We start from the raw sequence: 15466 nt of genomic DNA, 5'->3' as shown, positions 1-15466 counted from the left end.
TAATGGTTGCTACGGCACCGTTTCCGCCGCCCTAAAACGGCAAGCCCACATAATTCTCCGACAGCGACGTCATCGCGGCCTGCGACTGCGTGACGTAGTCGAGCTCGGCAACCTGGATGCGCGCGCCGATGCTGCCGTTATCCGGGAATTTGTGCAGCATCGAGGTCATCCACCAGGAAAAGCGCACGGCCTTCCAGACGCGCGCAAGCGCCTTGGCGGAATAGGCATCGATGCCTGCGCTGGATTTCTCGTCGTAGAGTTCGCGCAGCGCGCTCGACAGATAATGGGCGTCGCTCGCTGCCAGGTTCAACCCCTTGGCCCCGGTCGGCGGCACGATGTGGGCGGCATCGCCGCACAGGAACATCTTGCCGAAGCGCATCGGCTCGGCGACGAAGCTGCGTAAGGGCGCGATGCTCTTCTCGATCGAGGGGCCGGTGACGAGACTGTCGGCCGCCTCCTGGTCGAGCCGGCGCTTCAATTCGTCCCAGAAGCGATCGTCCGGCCATTGATCGACATGGTCGTCGAGCGAACACTGGACGTAGTGCCGGCTGCGCTTCATCGAGCGCATGGTGCAGAGCGCAAAGCCACGGGCATGGTTGGAATAGATCAGCTCGTGGCTGACCGGCGGCGTCTCGGACAAAATGCCGAGCCAGCCGAACGGATAGACCCGCTCGAACTCCGAGATCGCCGAGGCCGGGACGCTGGCGCGGCTGACGCCGTGAAAGCCGTCGCAGCCAGCGATGAAGTCGCAATCGAGCGTGTGGGTGACGCCGTCCTTGACGCAGGTTACGCGCGGGTGACTGCCGTCGAAATCGTGCGGCTGCACATCCTTGGCCTCGTAGACGGTGGTGAGGCCGGCCGCTGTCCGCGCATCCATCAGGTCGAGCGTAACCTCGGTCTGGCCATAGATCATGACCGTCTTGCCGGTCGCGGCCTTCATGTCGATGCGATGACGGCGGCCGTCGAAGGCGAGCTCGATGCCTTCATGCAGCAGGCCTTCCGCGTGCGCCCGCGCGCCGGCGCCGATCTGGTCGAGCAGCCCGACCGTTCCCTCCTCCAGGAGGCCGGCGCGGATGCGGCCCAGCACGTAATCCGGGCTCTGCCGCTCGATAATGACATTGTCGATGCCGTATTGATGCAGAAGTTGCCCAAGCAACAATCCTGCCGGCCCGGCCCCGATGATTGCGACTTTTGTCCGCAATACTTGCTCCTCCCGATCCTGTAGGCTTTCGTCGCGGCTCGCTTGTGGCGGTCGTCCGCGCGCGATAATTATAACATATAACGGTTGGGCAAAAGGGGGAGTGCTCGTCGCCGCATCGCGACAAATCCATGCAACATGGCTGACGTAGATGACGCGGCGGCACGTCGCGGCAGTTCCGGCTTGAACGCGACGGCCAATTAGATAACATGTTAATTAATGAGGCTGGCCAGCGAAGCCCGCCGTCGAAAAGAGGGAGACACGACCGATGAGGAAAGCCTGTCTGGCTTTGCTGCTGGCAGCAAGCGTGACGCCTGCGTTCGCGCAGGACAAGACTTTTGACCTGAAGGTCTCGCATTGGGTGCCGGCGTCGCATCCGCTGCAGAAATCTCTGGAAGACTGGGTGGCCGCGGTGAACAAGGATTCCGGCGGCACCATCACCGGCAAGGTGTTTCCGGCCCAGCAGCTCGGCAAGGCTTTTGACCATTACGACATGGCGCGCGACGGCATCGCCGACGTCACCTATGTCAATCCCGGCTACCAGCCCGGCCGCTTCCCGATCATCGGCGCCGGCGAATTGCCGTTCCTGATCTCCGACGCCAAGGGCGGCTCGATGGGGCTGGATGCCTGGTACCGCAAATATGCCGAGAAGGAGATGAAGGACGTCAAATATTGTCTCGCCTTCGTCCACTCGCCCTCCTCCTTTCACGCCCGCACCAAGAAGATCGTGATGCCCGAGGACGTGAAGGGCATGAAGATCCGCCCGGCTCATGCCACCATGGCGAACTTCGTCACCGCCCTCGGCGGCACCAACGTGCAGTCCTCGGCACCTGAAGTGCGCGACATCATCGAGCGTGGCGTTGCCGACGGCGTCACCTTCCCCTGGGGCTCGCTGGTGCTGTTCGGCATCGACAAGGTGACGAAGTACCATATGGAAGCCCCGCTCTACACCACGACCTTCGTGTTCGTGATGAACAAGGACAAGTACGACGCAATGTCCGACAAGCAGAAGGCCGCGATCGACAAGAACTGCTCGACGGAAATGGCCGGCGTGGTCGGCGAGCACTGGGGCAAGTTCGAGGATGCCGGCGTCGACAAGGTGAGGGCGGAAGAAGGCCACGAGGTCTACAAGCTGACACCGGACCAGACCGCCGCCTGGAAGAAGGCAGCCGAGCCGCTGGTCAAGACCTGGGGTGATGGCGCCAAGAAGGCCGGCGCCGATCCCGACGCCGCGCTCGCGGATCTGAAGGCGTCGCTGAAGAAATACAACGCGCTGGCGGAATAGTTTTCACTGAAACAGAAGCGACGGCGGGAATTCTCCCGCCGCCGTTCTCCTGCAAACTTTGAGGACCTTCCGCCCATGAAGCGCTCCTGGATGGACCGCGTCATCGACTCGATCGAATGGATCGCCGCTGCCTTCGTCGGCATCGTCGCGCTCGACATCTTCCTGTCGGTGCTGCTGCGCAACACGCTGAACTATTCGATTCCCGACAGCTTCGACATCGGCCGCATGCTGCTCGGGATCCTCATCTTTTGGGGCATTGCCGCGACCTCGTATCGCGGCACGCACATCACGGTCGACCTGGTCTGGGGCAATGTCGGGCCGCGCTACCAACGCTGGATCGACGTGTTCGCAACCCTGGTGCTGCTGTTCGTCGTCACCGTGCAGACCTGGACGCTGTTCGACAAGGTTCGTGGCACCTACAAGGACAACGTCCAGACCTTTGACATGCACATGCCGACCTGGCCGTTCTTCGCGATCGCCTGGATCGGCGACGTCTCGGCCGTGCTGCTGATCGCGATCCGCACTTACCGCCTAATCTTCCATCCCGAAGACATGCACGACCCCAAGCTGAAGGCGACGGAGTAATCATGAGCACCGATGCCGTCGCCGTTCTCGGCTTCGTTTCCCTGTTCGCACTGATGCTGCTGCGCGTGCCCGTCGGCATGGCGATGGGGCTCGTCGGCGTCTCCGGCTTCTCCTATCTGGTCGGGGCAACGCCGGCGCTGAAGCTGGTCGGCCAGACCTCGATGCGCACTGTCACCGACTACACCTTCGGCGTCATCCCGATGTTTCTGCTGATGGGCTCCTTCGTCAGCAATTCCGGCATGAGCCGCGAGCTGTTCCGCGCCGCCAACGGCTTTGTCGGGCACTTGCGCGGCGGCCTCGGCATTGCCACCGTCGGCGCCTGCGGCGGCTTTGCCGCGATCTGCGGCTCCTCGGTCGCGACCGCGGCGACCTTCTCCGCGGTCGCCTACCCCGAGATGCGCCGCTTCGGCTATCCGCAATCCTTTGCCACCGGCGTGATCGCGGCCGGCGGCACGCTGGGTGCGATGCTGCCGCCCTCCACCGTGCTTGCTGTCTACGGCATCATCACCGAGCAGGACATCGGAAAACTCTTCATCGCCGGTATCATCCCGGGCCTGCTGGCGATGACCATGTACATGATCACGATCTTTCTGATCGGCTATTTCCGCCCCGACTTCCTGCCCAAGGGCAAGGTGCTGCCCTGGCGCGAGCGCTTTGCCGGCCTGAAGGATATCTGGGCGCCGGTGCTGCTGTTCGTGTTCGTGATCGGCGGCCTCTACGGCCTGCCCTACCTGCCCCGCTTCACGCCGACCGAGGCCGGCGGCGTCGGCGCTGCCGGCGCCTTCATCATCGGCGTGGTCACGGGCCGGCTCGACCGCGAGAAGATTTTGGCATCGCTGCTCCAGGCGACGCGCACGGCAGCCGCCGTGTTCACCGTGCTGATCGGCGCGCTGATCTTCGGCTATTTCCTCACGGTGACGCAGACGCCGCAAAAGGTGACGGAATTCCTCACCGGCCTGGGCTTGGGCCCCTACGGCGTGCTGGCGCTGATCATGATGATGTATCTCGTGCTCGGCTGCCTGATGGATGCCATGGCGATGATCATCCTGACCGTGCCGATCATCTTCCCGGTCATCACGCATCTCGGTTTCGATCCGATCTGGTTCGGCGTCATCATCGTCATGACCGTCGAGCTTGGCCTGATCCATCCGCCGGTCGGCATGAACGTCTTTGTCATCAAGAGCGTGGTGAAGGACGTCTCCTTCTCCACCATCTTCAAGGGCGTGATCCCGTTCGTGGCGACCGACCTGGTGCGTCTGGTGATCCTGATCGCGTTCCCGCTGCTGGCGACCTGGTTGCCGACGCGAATGATGGCGCACTGAAGGGTGAAGCGATGACCACACCGACGCTCGAGACAAAATACGTCTTCACCATCACCGCAGAAATCGGCGACGTCATCACCGCCGGCGAAACCGGCATCGGCGTCCGCCGCATCATCCCGATCATCGGCGGCGAGGTGAAGGGTGCGATATCAGGCAAGGTGCTGCCGTTCGGCGCCGACTTCCAGACCATCCGCCCGAATGAGCTGATCGATCTCGAAGCCAAATACGCCTTCGAGACCGAAGACGGCGCCGTCGTCTATGTCGAGAACAAGGGCATGCGCTTCGGCCCGGTCGAGCTGTTGCAGAAGCTCAAGCGCGGCGAGCCGGTCGATCCCAAGCTGATCTATTTCCGCACGGTCCCGAGGTTCGAGACGGGGCACGAGAAGTACCGCTGGCTGATGGAGCACATTTTTGTCGCCTCAGCGGCGCGGCATGCGGATCGGGTGGTGATCGACGTGCATCAGGTGGTGTGAGGGGGCTGCCCTCTCGTCATTGCGAGCGCAGCGAAGCAATCCAGAATCTTTCCGCGGCGGGACTCTGGATTGCTTCGCTGCGCTCGCAATGACGGAGGATGCGGCAACAGAACCCCCTCCCTGCCCGCTGTTCCGCTGGATCGAACGCCGGAAGCTTAATCCCTGCCGGGGTCATATGCCGCCCATCTCTATATTGACTCCTCCGGAATTCGTTATACAACATAACTATTCTGATAAGGACGCAAATGACACAGGGAAACGCCGAGCCCGCTGACGCGGGTGCCTCCGGGCTGCTCAGGATCGAGCGGGTGGACCGGGTTCTGACCGTGGGTCTGAACCGGCCGGCCAAGCGCAACGCGCTCAACGACGGAATTATCCTGGACATCGGCGAATGCTTTGCGTCCCTGCCTGAGGACATCGGCGCGGTCGTCATTCACGGCATCGGCGATCATTTCTCCAGCGGGCTCGACCTCTCCGAGCTTCAGGATCACGACGCCACGGGCGGACTCCTCCATTCTCAAATGTGGCACCGGGTGTTCGACCGCATCCAGTATAGCCGCGTGCCTGTCATTGCTGCACTCAAGGGCGCCGTGATCGGCGGCGGGCTGGAGCTTGCCTGCTCCGCCCACATTCGTGTCGCCGAGCCCACGGCCTATTTCGCGCTGCCTGAGGGTCAGCGCGGTATCTTCGTCGGCGGCGGCGGCTCGGTGCGGCTGCCGCGGCTGATCGGCGTCGCGCGCATGATGGACATGATGCTGACGGGTCGGGTCTATTCCGCGACCGAGGGCGCCTCCTACGGCTTTGCACAATATGTGACGGAGGCCGGTAACGGCCTTGCCAAGGCGCTGGAGCTCGCGACCAAGATTGCCTCCAACGCGCCGCTGACGAATTTCGCGGTGCTCCAGGCGCTGCCGATGATCGCGGAGGCCAATCCGCAGACCGGCTTGCTGATGGAATCGCTGATGGCCACCGTCGCGCAGAGCGACAAGGAGGCAAAGCGCAGGATCCGCGAATTCCTCGAGCACAAGACCGCCAAGGTAAAGCCGAAGTCATGAGCGTGCAGCCGTCCTCTTCCAGCACAGAGCGCGGCGCGAGCAATTCTCCGCTGCGGCCGATCTCGTTCGGCGACCCCGTCGTCGACATCGATCGTCGCGCCGATGGCACGATCTATTTGCGGCCGAAGCAGCCGCTCGGTGATTATCCCGTCCGCATCACCGACCGCCTGCATCACTGGGCAACGACGACGCCGGATCGCGTGTTCATGGCGGAGCGCGAAGGCGGCCGTGGCTGGCGCAAGATCACCTATGCCGAGCTGCTCACCGCGAGCCGGCACATCGCCTCCGCGCTGATCCAGCGCGGCCTGTCGGCGGAGCGGCCGGTCGTCATCCTCTCCGGCAATTCGATCGACCATGCGCTGCTCGCGTTCGGTGCGTTCTATGCCGGCATTCCGTTCTGTCCGGTATCACCGGCCTATTCGCTGGTGTCGAAGGATTACGGCAAGCTCTCTTACCTGATGAAGCTGCTGACGCCCGGCCTGGTCTTCGCCGAGGACGCCGACAAATTCGCGGACGCGCTTGCCGCCAATGTGTCGCTCGGCACCGAGATCGCCGCATCCTATGGTAGCGTACCCGGCCGCGACGTCACGCTGCTCGCCGACCTCATGGCAACGCCGATCCGCAGCGACCTCGACGCGGTACATGGCAAGATCGGCCCCGACACGATCGCAAAATTCCTGCTGACGTCGGGTTCGACCGGCAATCCCAAGGCCGTCATCAACACCCAGCGCATGATCTGCGCCAACCAGGTGATGCTGCGCGAGACGCTCGCCTTCCTCAAGGACGAGCCGCCGGTCATCATCGACTGGCTGCCCTGGAATCACACCTTCGGCGGCAACCACAATATCGGGCTGACGCTCTACAACGGCGGCTCGATGTATCTCGACGCCGGCAAGCCGATGCCGGGCGGCATCGAGGAGACGGTGCGCAATCTCCAGGAGATTTCGCCGACGGTCTATTTCAACGTGCCCAAGGGCTACGAGTCGCTGCTGCCTTACTTGCGCGACGACCAGGGTCTTCGTGCAAAGTTCTTCGACCGGCTGCACGCGATGTTCTTCTCGGGTGCGGCGCTGTCGCCGTTCGTCTGGAACAGTCTCGACGAACTCGCGGTGAAAGAAAAAGGCTATCGCGTACCGATGCTGACCGGCCTCGGCGCAACCGAGACCGCGCCGTTCTTCATGTCGGTCAATCCGCGCACCAGCCGCTCCGGCCATGTCGGCCTTCCCGTGTCGGGCAATGACGCAAAGCTGGTGCCGAACAACGGCAAGCTGGAAGTGCGCTGCAAGGGCCCGAACGTGATGCCCGGCTACTGGCGCCAACCCGACATCACCGCAAAATCCTTCGACGAGGAAGGCTTTTACAAGCTCGGCGATGCGCTCAAACCCGTTGACCCCGATGATTTCAATGCCGGCTTCGACTTCGACGGCCGCGTCAGCGAGGACTTCAAGCTCGGCAGCGGCACCTGGGTCAGCGTCGGCCCGCTGCGCGCGCGCTTCGTCGCGGCCTGTGCGCCGCTGGCGCGCGACGTCGTCATTGCCGGCATCAATCGCGACGAGGTCTCCGCGCTGGTGCTGCTCGATCTCGATGGCTGCCGACTGATCAACCCGACGCTGCCGGCCGACAGCCTCACCGTCACCGCCCGCGACCGACTGGTGCGCGAAGCCTTCCGCGAGCGCCTGACGCAGTTCCTGGCCTCGGCCACCGGCTCCTCGACGCGGATCACGCGCGCGATCCTCGTGGATACACCGCTCTCGATCGATAAGGGCGAGGTCACCGACAAGGGCTCGATCAACCAGCGCGCGGTGCTGGAGCATCGCGCAGCGTTGATCGAGGAGCTCTACGCTGCCAATCCATCGGACCGTGTGATATCGGTCGGCTAAGAAATCATCGCCAAAGGAGAACGCCATGTTGTTGAAAGATCAGGCAGCCATCGTCACCGGCGGCGCATCAGGTCTTGGCGCCGCCACCGCGCGAAAACTGGCGGCGCAGGGCGCCAGGGTCGCGGTCTTCGATCTCAATGCCAAGCTCGCGGAAACGGTTGCCGCCGAGATCAAGGGCGTGGCCGTGACCTGCGACGTCTCCGACGCTGCTTCCGCTGAAGCCGCGATCGCGCAGGCGACCAAGGCCCATGGCCCGGCGCGCGTGCTGGTCAACTGCGCCGGCATCGGCGTGGCGAAGCGCGTCGTCGGCCGTGACGGTCCGATGGCGCTCGCCGATTTCGACAAGGTGATCAAGGTCAATCTGATCGGCACCTTCAACATGTTGCGCCTCGCCGCGACCGAAATGTCCAGGCTCGAGCCGCAGGCAACCGGCGAGCGCGGCGTCATCATCAACACGGCCTCGGTTGCCGCCTATGACGGCCAGATCGGCCAGTCGGCCTATTCGGCCTCCAAGGGCGGCATCGTCGGCATGACGCTGCCGATCGCGCGCGAGCTGGCCCAGTTCGGCGTTCGCGTGCTGACGATCGCGCCCGGCCTGTTCCTGACGCCGCTGCTGGCCAATCTGCCGCAGGAAGCCCAGGACTCGCTTGCCGCCGCGATCCCGTTCCCGCGCCGGCTCGGCCATGCCGACGAATTCGCTGCGCTCGCGCTGCACATGGTCGAGAACACCTACCTCAACGGCGAAGTGGTGCGCCTCGACGGCTCGCTGCGCATGGCGCCGAAGTAACTTCTTAGAGTAAGAGCCCCGCATGTTCGTGAATCGGCGCGACGTCCAGATCCAGTGGGGCGATTGCGACCCCGCCAACATCGTCTACTACCCGCGCTATTTCGCGATGTTCGACGATTCGACTTCGACCCTGTTCGAGGTCGCCGGGTTCTCCAAGCAGGACCTGGTCCGCAAATACGGCTTGGTGGGCATCCCCATGGTCGACACGCGGGCCAAGTTCTACATCCCCTCGACCTATGGCGACTGGATCACCGTTGAGACGAAGATCGAGAGCATCAAGCGCTCGAGCTTCGAGGTGAAGCACAACGTCTACAAGGGCGAGGCGCTCGCCCTCGAAGGTTTTGAGACCCGCGTCCTGGTCGGTCGCGATCCCGTTAACCCCGACAAGCTGAAATCGGCACCGTTTCCGCCGGAAATGGTAGCGAAATTCACAGGGAGCTAGATCCGGAGCTAAATCGCCGCATCACCAAAAGACGGGGCTGAAATAGCCCCGAATTTCTGCTTTCAAAGAAATACGAAAAGGGAGGAATCAATGAAACGCTTTTACCTGACCGCTGCCGTCGCGGCGGCCATGCTGGCGCTGCCGGCCTTGCCCGCGCTGGCCCAGACCGCCGAAATTACCATCGGCATCACCACCACCACGACCGGCCCGGGCGCGGCGCTCGGAATCCCCGAGCGCAACGCGCTGGAATTCGTGCCGAAGGAGATCGGCGGCGTACCGCTGAAGGTGATCGTGCTCGACGACGGCGGCGATCCCACCACCGCAACCACCAACGCCCGCCGCTTCGTGACCGAATCCAAGGCGGACGTCATCATGGGTTCGGCGGTGACGCCGCCGACGATTGCGGTGTCGAACGTCGCCAACGAAGCCGGCATTCCGCATTTCGGCCTCTCGCCGTTCCCGATCACGCCGGAGCGCATGAAGTGGTCGGTCGCGATGCCGCAGCCGATCCCGATTATGGGCAAGGTGCTCTACGAACACATGAAGTCGAAGGGCGTGAAGACGGTCGGCTATATCGGCTATTCCGACTCCTATGGCGACCTCTGGTTCAATGACTTCAAGGCCCAGGGTGTACCGATGGGCATGACTTTGGCCGACGAGGAGCGCTTCGCGCGTCCGGACACCTCCGTCACGGGCCAGGTGCTGAAGCTCGTCGCCGCCAATCCCGACGCGATCCTGGTCGGCGCCTCCGGCACCGCCGCCGCCCTGCCGCAGACCGAGCTGCGCGAGCGTGGCTATCAGGGCCTGATCTACCAGACCCATGGCGCCGCCAGCATGGATTTCATCCGCATCGCCGGCAAGGCAGCCGAAGGTGTGCTGATGGCGTCGGGCCCGGTGATGGACCCCGAGGATCAGCCGGACGAAGCCGCGACCAAGAAGCCGGGCCTTGCGCTCAACACGGCCTATGAAGGCAAGTACGGGCCGAACAGCCGCAGCCAGTTCGCCGGCCATTCCTACGACGCCTTCGAGATCCTCAAGCGCGTGATCCCTGTGGCATTGAAGACGGCAAAACCCGGCACGCCGGAATTCCGCGAGGCGATCCGGCAGGCGCTGTTGTCGGAGCGGGAGATTGCGGCGAGCCAGGGCGTCTATAACTTCACCGAAAAGGACCGCTACGGTCTCGACGACCGCTCGCGCATCCTGCTCACGGTCAAGGACGGCAAGTACACGCTCGTGAAGTAAGCGCGCCGACAGTTTCCAGAACAACGAGAGCCGGCCCAATGGGCCGGCTCTTTTGCTTTACGCTACCCGCGCGATGCCGTCAGGCCGCCTGTCGCAGCGGCGTCCAGGCAAACTCCGGATAGTAGGTGTCCATCATCCGGTCGACATAGGCGGTGAGGTTCGGAAATCCCTCCGCGCGCTCGCGCAGACGGGATTCGAAGAACGGTGTGAGAATTCCGGCGAGCGCGCCGAACGCGGTCGCGTCGACCCCACTGGGCTTGTTGCCCATCAGATAGGATTTGTCGCCGAGCTGCACCGACAGCGCAAACAGCGAGCGGACCGCGAGCTCGACATCGTCATCGGGAGCGTGGCGGCCGAGGCCGGAGAGCAGATAGTTCTCGGCGACGCGGAATTGCGCGTCCTCGCGCAGCTTCTCGCGGCTGTGCTCGGGCGCCCCGTCGAAAAAATGCGCAGGACCCTTGGCGAAATTGGCAACATCGACCCAGCGCGCGCCGACCAACGACCAATAGACGTGGTGCTCGATCATGCGCTCGAACGCCCAGGCCTGGGCGCGTTCGTGCAGGGAAAGGCCGGCGTCGAAATCGAAGCCGTAGCGGCGCTCGATATGGGCGCGGATGAAGGTGGAATCGGCCACCGCCTCGCCGCCGTCATCGATGAAAGGCAGCTGCCCCTTGGGCGAAGCCGGCGGCATCGCGCGCTCCTTCCGGTAGGGCAGTCCCGCCATCTTGAGCTGCACCTCCGTCTTGGTGACGAAGGGGCTGATTTCCGGCAGGCCGAAGCCGGTGCCAAAGCCGTATAGCGTGATCATGGGAGCTCTCCTGAACCTGCCGAAAGAGTTGACGGAACCTAGTGCCGGGCTGCTGCCACCATGGTGGCAGCAGCCGTGATATCTTCTGCGAAACGGGCCCCCCGCCAGGCGCGGCCCATCACATGGCGGACCAGCGCGTCCGCAGTCTGGACCAGCGAGCGTGTCAGCATGGTCGCGAGCGCAACGCGGAGGTTGACGACGGTGAGATCGAAAAACGTGAGGCGGCTGAAGGCCCGGGCATACAGCGAGGCATGTAACGAGGCCTGGCTCCGCCACAACGGACCGGCCGGACCGAAATGGGTTGGAATGATCATGGACAAATCCTCTTCAGTCGATGTGTTGTCCCGGTATAGAACTCCCCTGCTGCCAGCATCCTGTCAGCAGCCACGCGCCGTTTTCTGATCCGTCCCCGATGAAGGAATTGTCATGAGACGCGCCGACCGGCTGTTTCAGATCATCCAGGTGCTGAGGCGCACCCGTAAGCCGCTGACGGCGGATGCGATTGCGGCCGAGCTCGAGACGTCGAAGCGAACGATCTATCGCGACATCGCAACGCTGATGGGCCAGCGCGTGCCGATCCGCGGTGAGGCCGGCATGGGCTACATCCTCGAGAAGGGCTTTGACCTGCCGCCCTTGATGCTGACACCCGACGAAATCGAGGCGGCGGTGCTGGGCGCGCAATGGGTCGCGGGCCATGCCGATTCCACGCTGGCGCGCGCGGCGGAAGATCTGATGGCCAAGATCGCCGATACCGTGCCTGAACGCCTGCGCCCCTTCGTGCTGGAGCCCGCAAGCCGTGCGCGGCCGAGCTGGAACAGGGAGCCGGACCGTCTGGACATGGCCCGCACGCGCACCCAGATTCACGAGGGCAAGAAGATCATGCTGCGTTATCGCGACGAGCAGGGCCGCCCCAGCGAGCGCATGATCTGGCCCATCTCTGTCGGCTATCTCGAAGCCGTGCGCCTGCTCGCGGCCTGGTGCGAGCTGCGCAGCGATTTCCGCAGCTTCCGCACCGACCGTGTCGTGGATGCGACCTATCTCGACGAAAGATATCCGGAGCGGCGTGACGTGTTGCGCGCGAAATGGCGGCAGAGCCTGGTCTGGGGCCCGCCAAAGGATACCTGATAAGGATACATAACGACGATGGATGAAATGTCCGCGATCGACCTGTCGATCTTTTGCCAGAGCTGCGGCGCCTGCTGCGGCTACTCGCAGAACTGGCCGCGCTTCTCGATCGAGAGCGACGAGGAGCTTGCGTCAATCCCAGAGACGCTCGTCAACGCGCGTCAATCCGGCATGCGCTGCGAGGGCGATCGCTGTTCAGCACTGCAGGGAGAGATCGGCAAGGCGACCGCGTGCGGCATCTATGCGGTACGGCCGGAGGTGTGCCGCACCTGCATGCCGGGCGACGCCGAATGCGCGATGGCGCGGCGAAAGTTCGGACTGCCTGCGATCGAGGCCGCTCAAGCGGGGACGGCTTCGCTGATCTCGTCGTCGATCTCGTCGTCCAGCGGTGCGAGCACCGAGAGCGGCTTGGTCGACAACGTGATCGGCTTGCGGCCACCCGACAGCGACGGGGACGATTTGGCAGCGCCCTCGCGCGACAGCGCGTAGAGCGTCGAGCCGACACGGCCGCCGTTCTCGATCAGGTCGCGCTCGCTGCAACTGGCTGCGATCGCGACGGCCAGCGAATGAAGATGGCTGCGGCGATAGCAGAATAGCGCCAGCATGGCGCGCGCGTCAGGGGAAACACTCTCAACCAGCCTCGGCAGGCCACTCTCGCTGGCGCGATACATCTCGCCAAGGAGCTCGTCGCGAACCGGGCAGAAATCGCTTTCATAGGCGTCGCGGCTTGAAAACATTGCAGTTCTCCTCGAAGCCGAAGATGCAGCGCAATTCTCTAATGAAAGGTTAACCACCCCGGGCGGTAGTCACCCGGGGTGGTTGAGCGTTGGCCGCGAATCAGAGGGCCGGGTCAAGGCTCGTAAAGAGCTGCGTAGCCCGGATGGAGCGCAGCGAAATCCGGGAAGGTGGCAGTGCGTGGCACGACCCCGGATTGCGCTGCGCTCCATCCGGGCTACGAAATCCGCCACCGCGCCTCGAGGCCACTACCCTCAGTTCGCCGCCATAAAGATGGAGAGGCCGAAGCCGGTCAGGTGGTGCAGCGCCTGGTCGACGCCGATCAGGGTCCAGAACCAGGGGTGCTCCTGGTTGACGCCGAAATTGGCCGAGACCAGTCCCTTGGCGCGGTCGATCGTGATGTGAATGACGAAGTCGATCAGCGCCACGAACCAGAATTTCGGCGCGACGATCAGGATCAGCGGCAGCGCAACCGCAAGGTGAATCAGGCAGTGCACCAGAAGCGGCAAAGCCCAGCCGTGCTTCTGGTCCTTACCGTGTGCCATCCAGGCGGTCTGCAGCACGAAATCGGCGATGATGTGCTTGAAGGTAAGCAACAACATCCAGCCAATGAGCGCTTCGACCGGAACCGCCGATGACAGAGGTGGAAACGACAAAGCTGACGCCCTCGTTGACTTAAAAAGAAAAAAATGGAGCGTTCAGCGCAACTTCTTGTTGGACCCGTCAGATCATAGGGACTGCTGATTTATGACATCTCCCGCGACGGAATGCAGCCGGGGGAACTGGAAAATCGCCAACTGTGGCTAAACGGTGATAGCATGACCAAACGACGCGGATTGGTTGGGTAAGGTTACCTTCGGCGCGGAATTTGCATTCTCCCGCTGGAGCGCTATCATCCTCAGGTAGAGGAATATCGTTCTTTTTTCAGACGCTTACGAATTTTTCGAGCGTGCCGCCGGCGATGGCCGTGCCGCCCGCCACCCTAGGAATAAGGCCAGTGCTGCCATGAGTGCTGAAGGCCCGACCTCGTCGACCGAGCTTCCGCCGCCACGGCGTCCCAAGGTGATCAAGACCAACCAGCAGCAGGTCCTGCTGTATGTCGTGCTGACCCTGCTGCTGTCGCTTGCCACCGTCTGGGCCGGGCGCACCTGGTTGCACAATTCGGAGACGCTGACCTTTGCCGTCGGCGCTCCCAACAGCGACGAAGCACTGTTCGCGACCAAGCTCGCCACACTGCTGAAGAACACCGCCTCGCGTTTCCGGATCAAGATCGTCAACAACGCCGACAACGCCAAGGCGCTCGCGCAGTTCGATCGCAGGCAGGCCGATCTTGCCGTCCTGCGCACCGACGCCAAGGTGCCGCTGCGGGCGCGCACGCTCGCGATCCTCGAGCACGATCTCGTGCTGCTGCTCGGCCCCGGCAACAAGAAGATCAAGTCGCTCGCCGAGCTCAAAAAGAAGAAGGTCGCCGTTCTCGCCGAGAATGAGTCGTCCCTCGCCTTCGTCCGCAGCATCCTCGACATTCCCGCCGACAGCCCCGACGCCGCGAAGATCCAGATGGCGCCGCAGGGCGCGACGCTGGACAAGCTGTTCGCGCCGGCCAGCGGCTTTGGTGCGGTCATTGCCGTCGTCCACGCCTCCAAGGCCGTGCGCGACAAGGCTTATGAGCAGGTCGCCAAGCGCGGCGGCTTCACGCTCAATGCAATCGACGAAGCCAAGGCCCTGGCGCGCAAATTCCCAGGCATTTCCGACGAGACGCTGACAGCCGGCACGCTGTCCGCGTCGCCCGAGATTCCCGACGACGATCTCGACACGATCGGGCTTGAATGGCTCTTGGTTGCACAATCCAAGATGTCGGCGACCACCGCCGGCGACCTCGCGCGCATCGTCTACGAGAACAAGTCCGCGCTCGGGCTCGACAGCGGCTTTGCCACCCATATCGAACCGGCCTCCGTCGAGAAGGACGCCTACGTGATGGCGCATCAGGGCGCCGCCGACTACATCAACGACGACACCAAGTCGTTCATGGATAAGTACAGCGATATGATGTATCTGGGCGCCGCTGCGCTCAGCGTCATCGGCTCGATCTTCGCCGCGATCTACGCCAAGATCACCCGCGTCGCGCCGGAGAAGGCGAGCGAGCTCTCCACCGCCATCCTCGATATCGGCGAGCAGATCGAGCACGCCCATTCGCTGGATCAGCTCGAATGCCTGCAGGACGAGCTCGAGGGCATCTTGCGCGGCGCGGTAATCGGCTTGCGTGACGGCACGATCAGTACCGACGGGCTCGATACCTTCAAGCTCGGCTACGAATTCGTCCGCGACGAGATCGGGATGCGCCGCGATTACCTCAAGCGCCACGCCAGCGAAATCGAAAAGGCGACCATCCCTGCCGCCCTTCCCCCGCCCGAAGACAGCAACGTGGTGGTGGTGAAGACAGCTCAGAGTGCCTGACCTATCGATTCGCGCCTTGATGTCGGGTGCTCGCCTGCTTTTGGCGAATCGTGGCTTGCCGCCCCTGGAACCGTT

At 63.4% G+C, this 15466-nt stretch carries 16 protein-coding genes and 1 pseudogene; 12 read left to right on the top strand and 5 right to left on the bottom strand.

What is annotated here, in order from left to right; translation table 11 throughout:
* Window positions 1–31 precede the first annotated feature (31 nt).
* The gene (gene pobA, locus FXB40_RS05885; RefSeq protein ID WP_148771263.1) at window positions 32–1201 is read right to left on the bottom strand and encodes a 4-hydroxybenzoate 3-monooxygenase; all 1170 of its coding nucleotides are present in this window, start codon (window positions 1199–1201) and stop codon (window positions 32–34) included.
* Between the two features lie 265 nt (window positions 1202–1466).
* Here pobA and FXB40_RS05880 point away from each other — a divergent pair, with 265 nt between their 5' ends.
* The 9 genes from FXB40_RS05880 (at window position 1467) to FXB40_RS05840 (ending at window position 10269) form a co-directional block, all read left to right on the top strand.
* Window positions 1467–2483: a TRAP transporter substrate-binding protein gene (locus tag FXB40_RS05880; RefSeq protein WP_148771262.1), complete on the top strand. Its 1017-nt coding sequence runs from the start codon at window positions 1467–1469 to the stop codon at window positions 2481–2483.
* A gap of 75 nt (window positions 2484–2558) precedes the next feature.
* Window positions 2559–3068 (top strand): TRAP transporter small permease, encoded by a 510-nt coding sequence (locus FXB40_RS05875; RefSeq protein ID WP_148771261.1) that lies wholly within the window; start codon window positions 2559–2561, stop codon window positions 3066–3068.
* Between the two features lie 2 nt (window positions 3069–3070).
* Complete coding sequence (locus FXB40_RS05870; protein WP_148771260.1) at window positions 3071–4390, top strand: TRAP transporter large permease; 1320 nt, start codon at window positions 3071–3073, stop codon at window positions 4388–4390.
* Between the two features lie 11 nt (window positions 4391–4401).
* Window positions 4402–4863, top strand: a complete 462-nt coding sequence (locus FXB40_RS05865; protein WP_148771259.1) for a DUF3237 domain-containing protein — start codon at window positions 4402–4404, stop codon at window positions 4861–4863.
* 245 nt (window positions 4864–5108) lie between these two features.
* Window positions 5109–5918, top strand: coding sequence for a crotonase/enoyl-CoA hydratase family protein (locus FXB40_RS05860; RefSeq protein ID WP_148771258.1), 810 nt, complete (start codon window positions 5109–5111; stop codon window positions 5916–5918).
* Complete coding sequence (locus FXB40_RS05855; protein ID WP_148771257.1) at window positions 5915–7798, top strand: feruloyl-CoA synthase; 1884 nt, start codon at window positions 5915–5917, stop codon at window positions 7796–7798. Before FXB40_RS05860 ends, FXB40_RS05855 begins: the two co-directional genes overlap by 4 nt.
* 25 nt (window positions 7799–7823) lie before the next feature.
* A complete protein-coding gene (locus tag FXB40_RS05850) occupies window positions 7824–8585 on the top strand; it encodes an SDR family NAD(P)-dependent oxidoreductase (RefSeq protein ID WP_148771256.1) in 762 nt (253 codons plus the stop codon).
* Window positions 8586–8607: 22 nt separating this feature from the next.
* Window positions 8608–9027, top strand: a complete 420-nt coding sequence (locus FXB40_RS05845) for an acyl-CoA thioesterase (protein ID WP_148771255.1) — start codon at window positions 8608–8610, stop codon at window positions 9025–9027.
* A gap of 90 nt (window positions 9028–9117) precedes the next feature.
* Window positions 9118–10269, top strand: coding sequence for an ABC transporter substrate-binding protein (locus tag FXB40_RS05840; RefSeq protein ID WP_148771254.1), 1152 nt, complete (start codon window positions 9118–9120; stop codon window positions 10267–10269).
* 79 nt (window positions 10270–10348) lie between these two features.
* Here FXB40_RS05840 and FXB40_RS05835 read toward each other — a convergent pair whose 3' ends face one another.
* Together FXB40_RS05835 and FXB40_RS05830 are read right to left on the bottom strand one after the other, a co-directional pair.
* Entirely contained in the window at window positions 10349–11077 is a 729-nt protein-coding gene (locus tag FXB40_RS05835; protein ID WP_148771253.1) for a glutathione S-transferase family protein, read from the bottom strand.
* 38 nt (window positions 11078–11115) lie between these two features.
* Window positions 11116–11391, bottom strand: a complete 276-nt coding sequence (locus FXB40_RS05830) for a hypothetical protein (RefSeq protein WP_148771252.1) — start codon at window positions 11389–11391, stop codon at window positions 11116–11118.
* A gap of 112 nt (window positions 11392–11503) precedes the next feature.
* Here FXB40_RS05830 and FXB40_RS05825 point away from each other — a divergent pair, with 112 nt between their 5' ends.
* Together FXB40_RS05825 and FXB40_RS05820 are read left to right on the top strand one after the other, a co-directional pair.
* Entirely contained in the window at window positions 11504–12202 is a 699-nt protein-coding gene (locus FXB40_RS05825; RefSeq protein ID WP_027530661.1) for a helix-turn-helix transcriptional regulator, read from the top strand.
* Between the two features lie 18 nt (window positions 12203–12220).
* Window positions 12221–12538 (top strand): annotated as a pseudogene (locus FXB40_RS05820) (YkgJ family cysteine cluster protein); the annotation flags it as partial.
* A gap of 2 nt (window positions 12539–12540) precedes the next feature.
* Here the strand turns inward: FXB40_RS05820 and FXB40_RS47700 are convergent.
* Entirely contained in the window at window positions 12541–12939 is a 399-nt protein-coding gene (locus FXB40_RS47700) for a hypothetical protein (RefSeq protein WP_187436687.1), read from the bottom strand.
* Between the two features lie 252 nt (window positions 12940–13191).
* Window positions 13192–13539: a DUF3307 domain-containing protein gene (locus FXB40_RS05810; protein WP_177248139.1), complete on the bottom strand. Its 348-nt coding sequence runs from the start codon at window positions 13537–13539 to the stop codon at window positions 13192–13194.
* 403 nt (window positions 13540–13942) lie between these two features.
* Between FXB40_RS05810 and FXB40_RS05805 the strand changes: the two genes are divergently transcribed.
* Window positions 13943–15391, top strand: coding sequence for a TAXI family TRAP transporter solute-binding subunit (locus tag FXB40_RS05805; protein ID WP_148771250.1), 1449 nt, complete (start codon window positions 13943–13945; stop codon window positions 15389–15391).
* Window positions 15392–15466: the final 75 nt, after the last annotated feature.

It is taken from the genome of Bradyrhizobium rifense, assembly GCF_008123425.1.
In the GTDB taxonomy this organism is placed as follows: domain Bacteria; phylum Pseudomonadota; class Alphaproteobacteria; order Rhizobiales; family Xanthobacteraceae; genus Bradyrhizobium; species Bradyrhizobium rifense.
The sequence above is the reverse complement of the archived record's forward strand: the minus strand, read 5'-3'. Positions and strand labels throughout refer to the sequence as shown.

Bases quoted from the DNA above. Each gene is read 5' to 3' on its own strand.
- FXB40_RS05870 (WP_148771260.1), top strand. From the start codon at position 3,071: ATGAGCACCGATGCCGTCGCCGTTCTCGGCTTCGTTTCCCTGTTCGCA.
- FXB40_RS05805 (WP_148771250.1), top strand. From the start codon at position 13,943: ATGAGTGCTGAAGGCCCGACCTCGTCGACCGAGCTTCCGCCGCCACGG.
- FXB40_RS05850 (WP_148771256.1), top strand. From the start codon at position 7,824: ATGTTGTTGAAAGATCAGGCAGCCATCGTCACCGGCGGCGCATCAGGT.
- FXB40_RS05845 (WP_148771255.1), top strand. From the start codon at position 8,608: ATGTTCGTGAATCGGCGCGACGTCCAGATCCAGTGGGGCGATTGCGAC.
- FXB40_RS05865 (WP_148771259.1), top strand. From the start codon at position 4,402: ATGACCACACCGACGCTCGAGACAAAATACGTCTTCACCATCACCGCA.
- FXB40_RS05835 (WP_148771253.1), bottom strand. From the start codon at position 11,077: ATGATCACGCTATACGGCTTTGGCACCGGCTTCGGCCTGCCGGAAATC.
- FXB40_RS05855 (WP_148771257.1), top strand. From the start codon at position 5,915: ATGAGCGTGCAGCCGTCCTCTTCCAGCACAGAGCGCGGCGCGAGCAAT.
- FXB40_RS05860 (WP_148771258.1), top strand. From the start codon at position 5,109: ATGACACAGGGAAACGCCGAGCCCGCTGACGCGGGTGCCTCCGGGCTG.
- FXB40_RS05875 (WP_148771261.1), top strand. From the start codon at position 2,559: ATGAAGCGCTCCTGGATGGACCGCGTCATCGACTCGATCGAATGGATC.
- FXB40_RS47700 (WP_187436687.1), bottom strand. From the start codon at position 12,939: ATGTTTTCAAGCCGCGACGCCTATGAAAGCGATTTCTGCCCGGTTCGC.
- FXB40_RS05880 (WP_148771262.1), top strand. From the start codon at position 1,467: ATGAGGAAAGCCTGTCTGGCTTTGCTGCTGGCAGCAAGCGTGACGCCT.
- FXB40_RS05840 (WP_148771254.1), top strand. From the start codon at position 9,118: ATGAAACGCTTTTACCTGACCGCTGCCGTCGCGGCGGCCATGCTGGCG.
- FXB40_RS05810 (WP_177248139.1), bottom strand. From the start codon at position 13,539: ATGTTGTTGCTTACCTTCAAGCACATCATCGCCGATTTCGTGCTGCAG.
- FXB40_RS05830 (WP_148771252.1), bottom strand. From the start codon at position 11,391: ATGATCATTCCAACCCATTTCGGTCCGGCCGGTCCGTTGTGGCGGAGC.
- FXB40_RS05825 (WP_027530661.1), top strand. From the start codon at position 11,504: ATGAGACGCGCCGACCGGCTGTTTCAGATCATCCAGGTGCTGAGGCGC.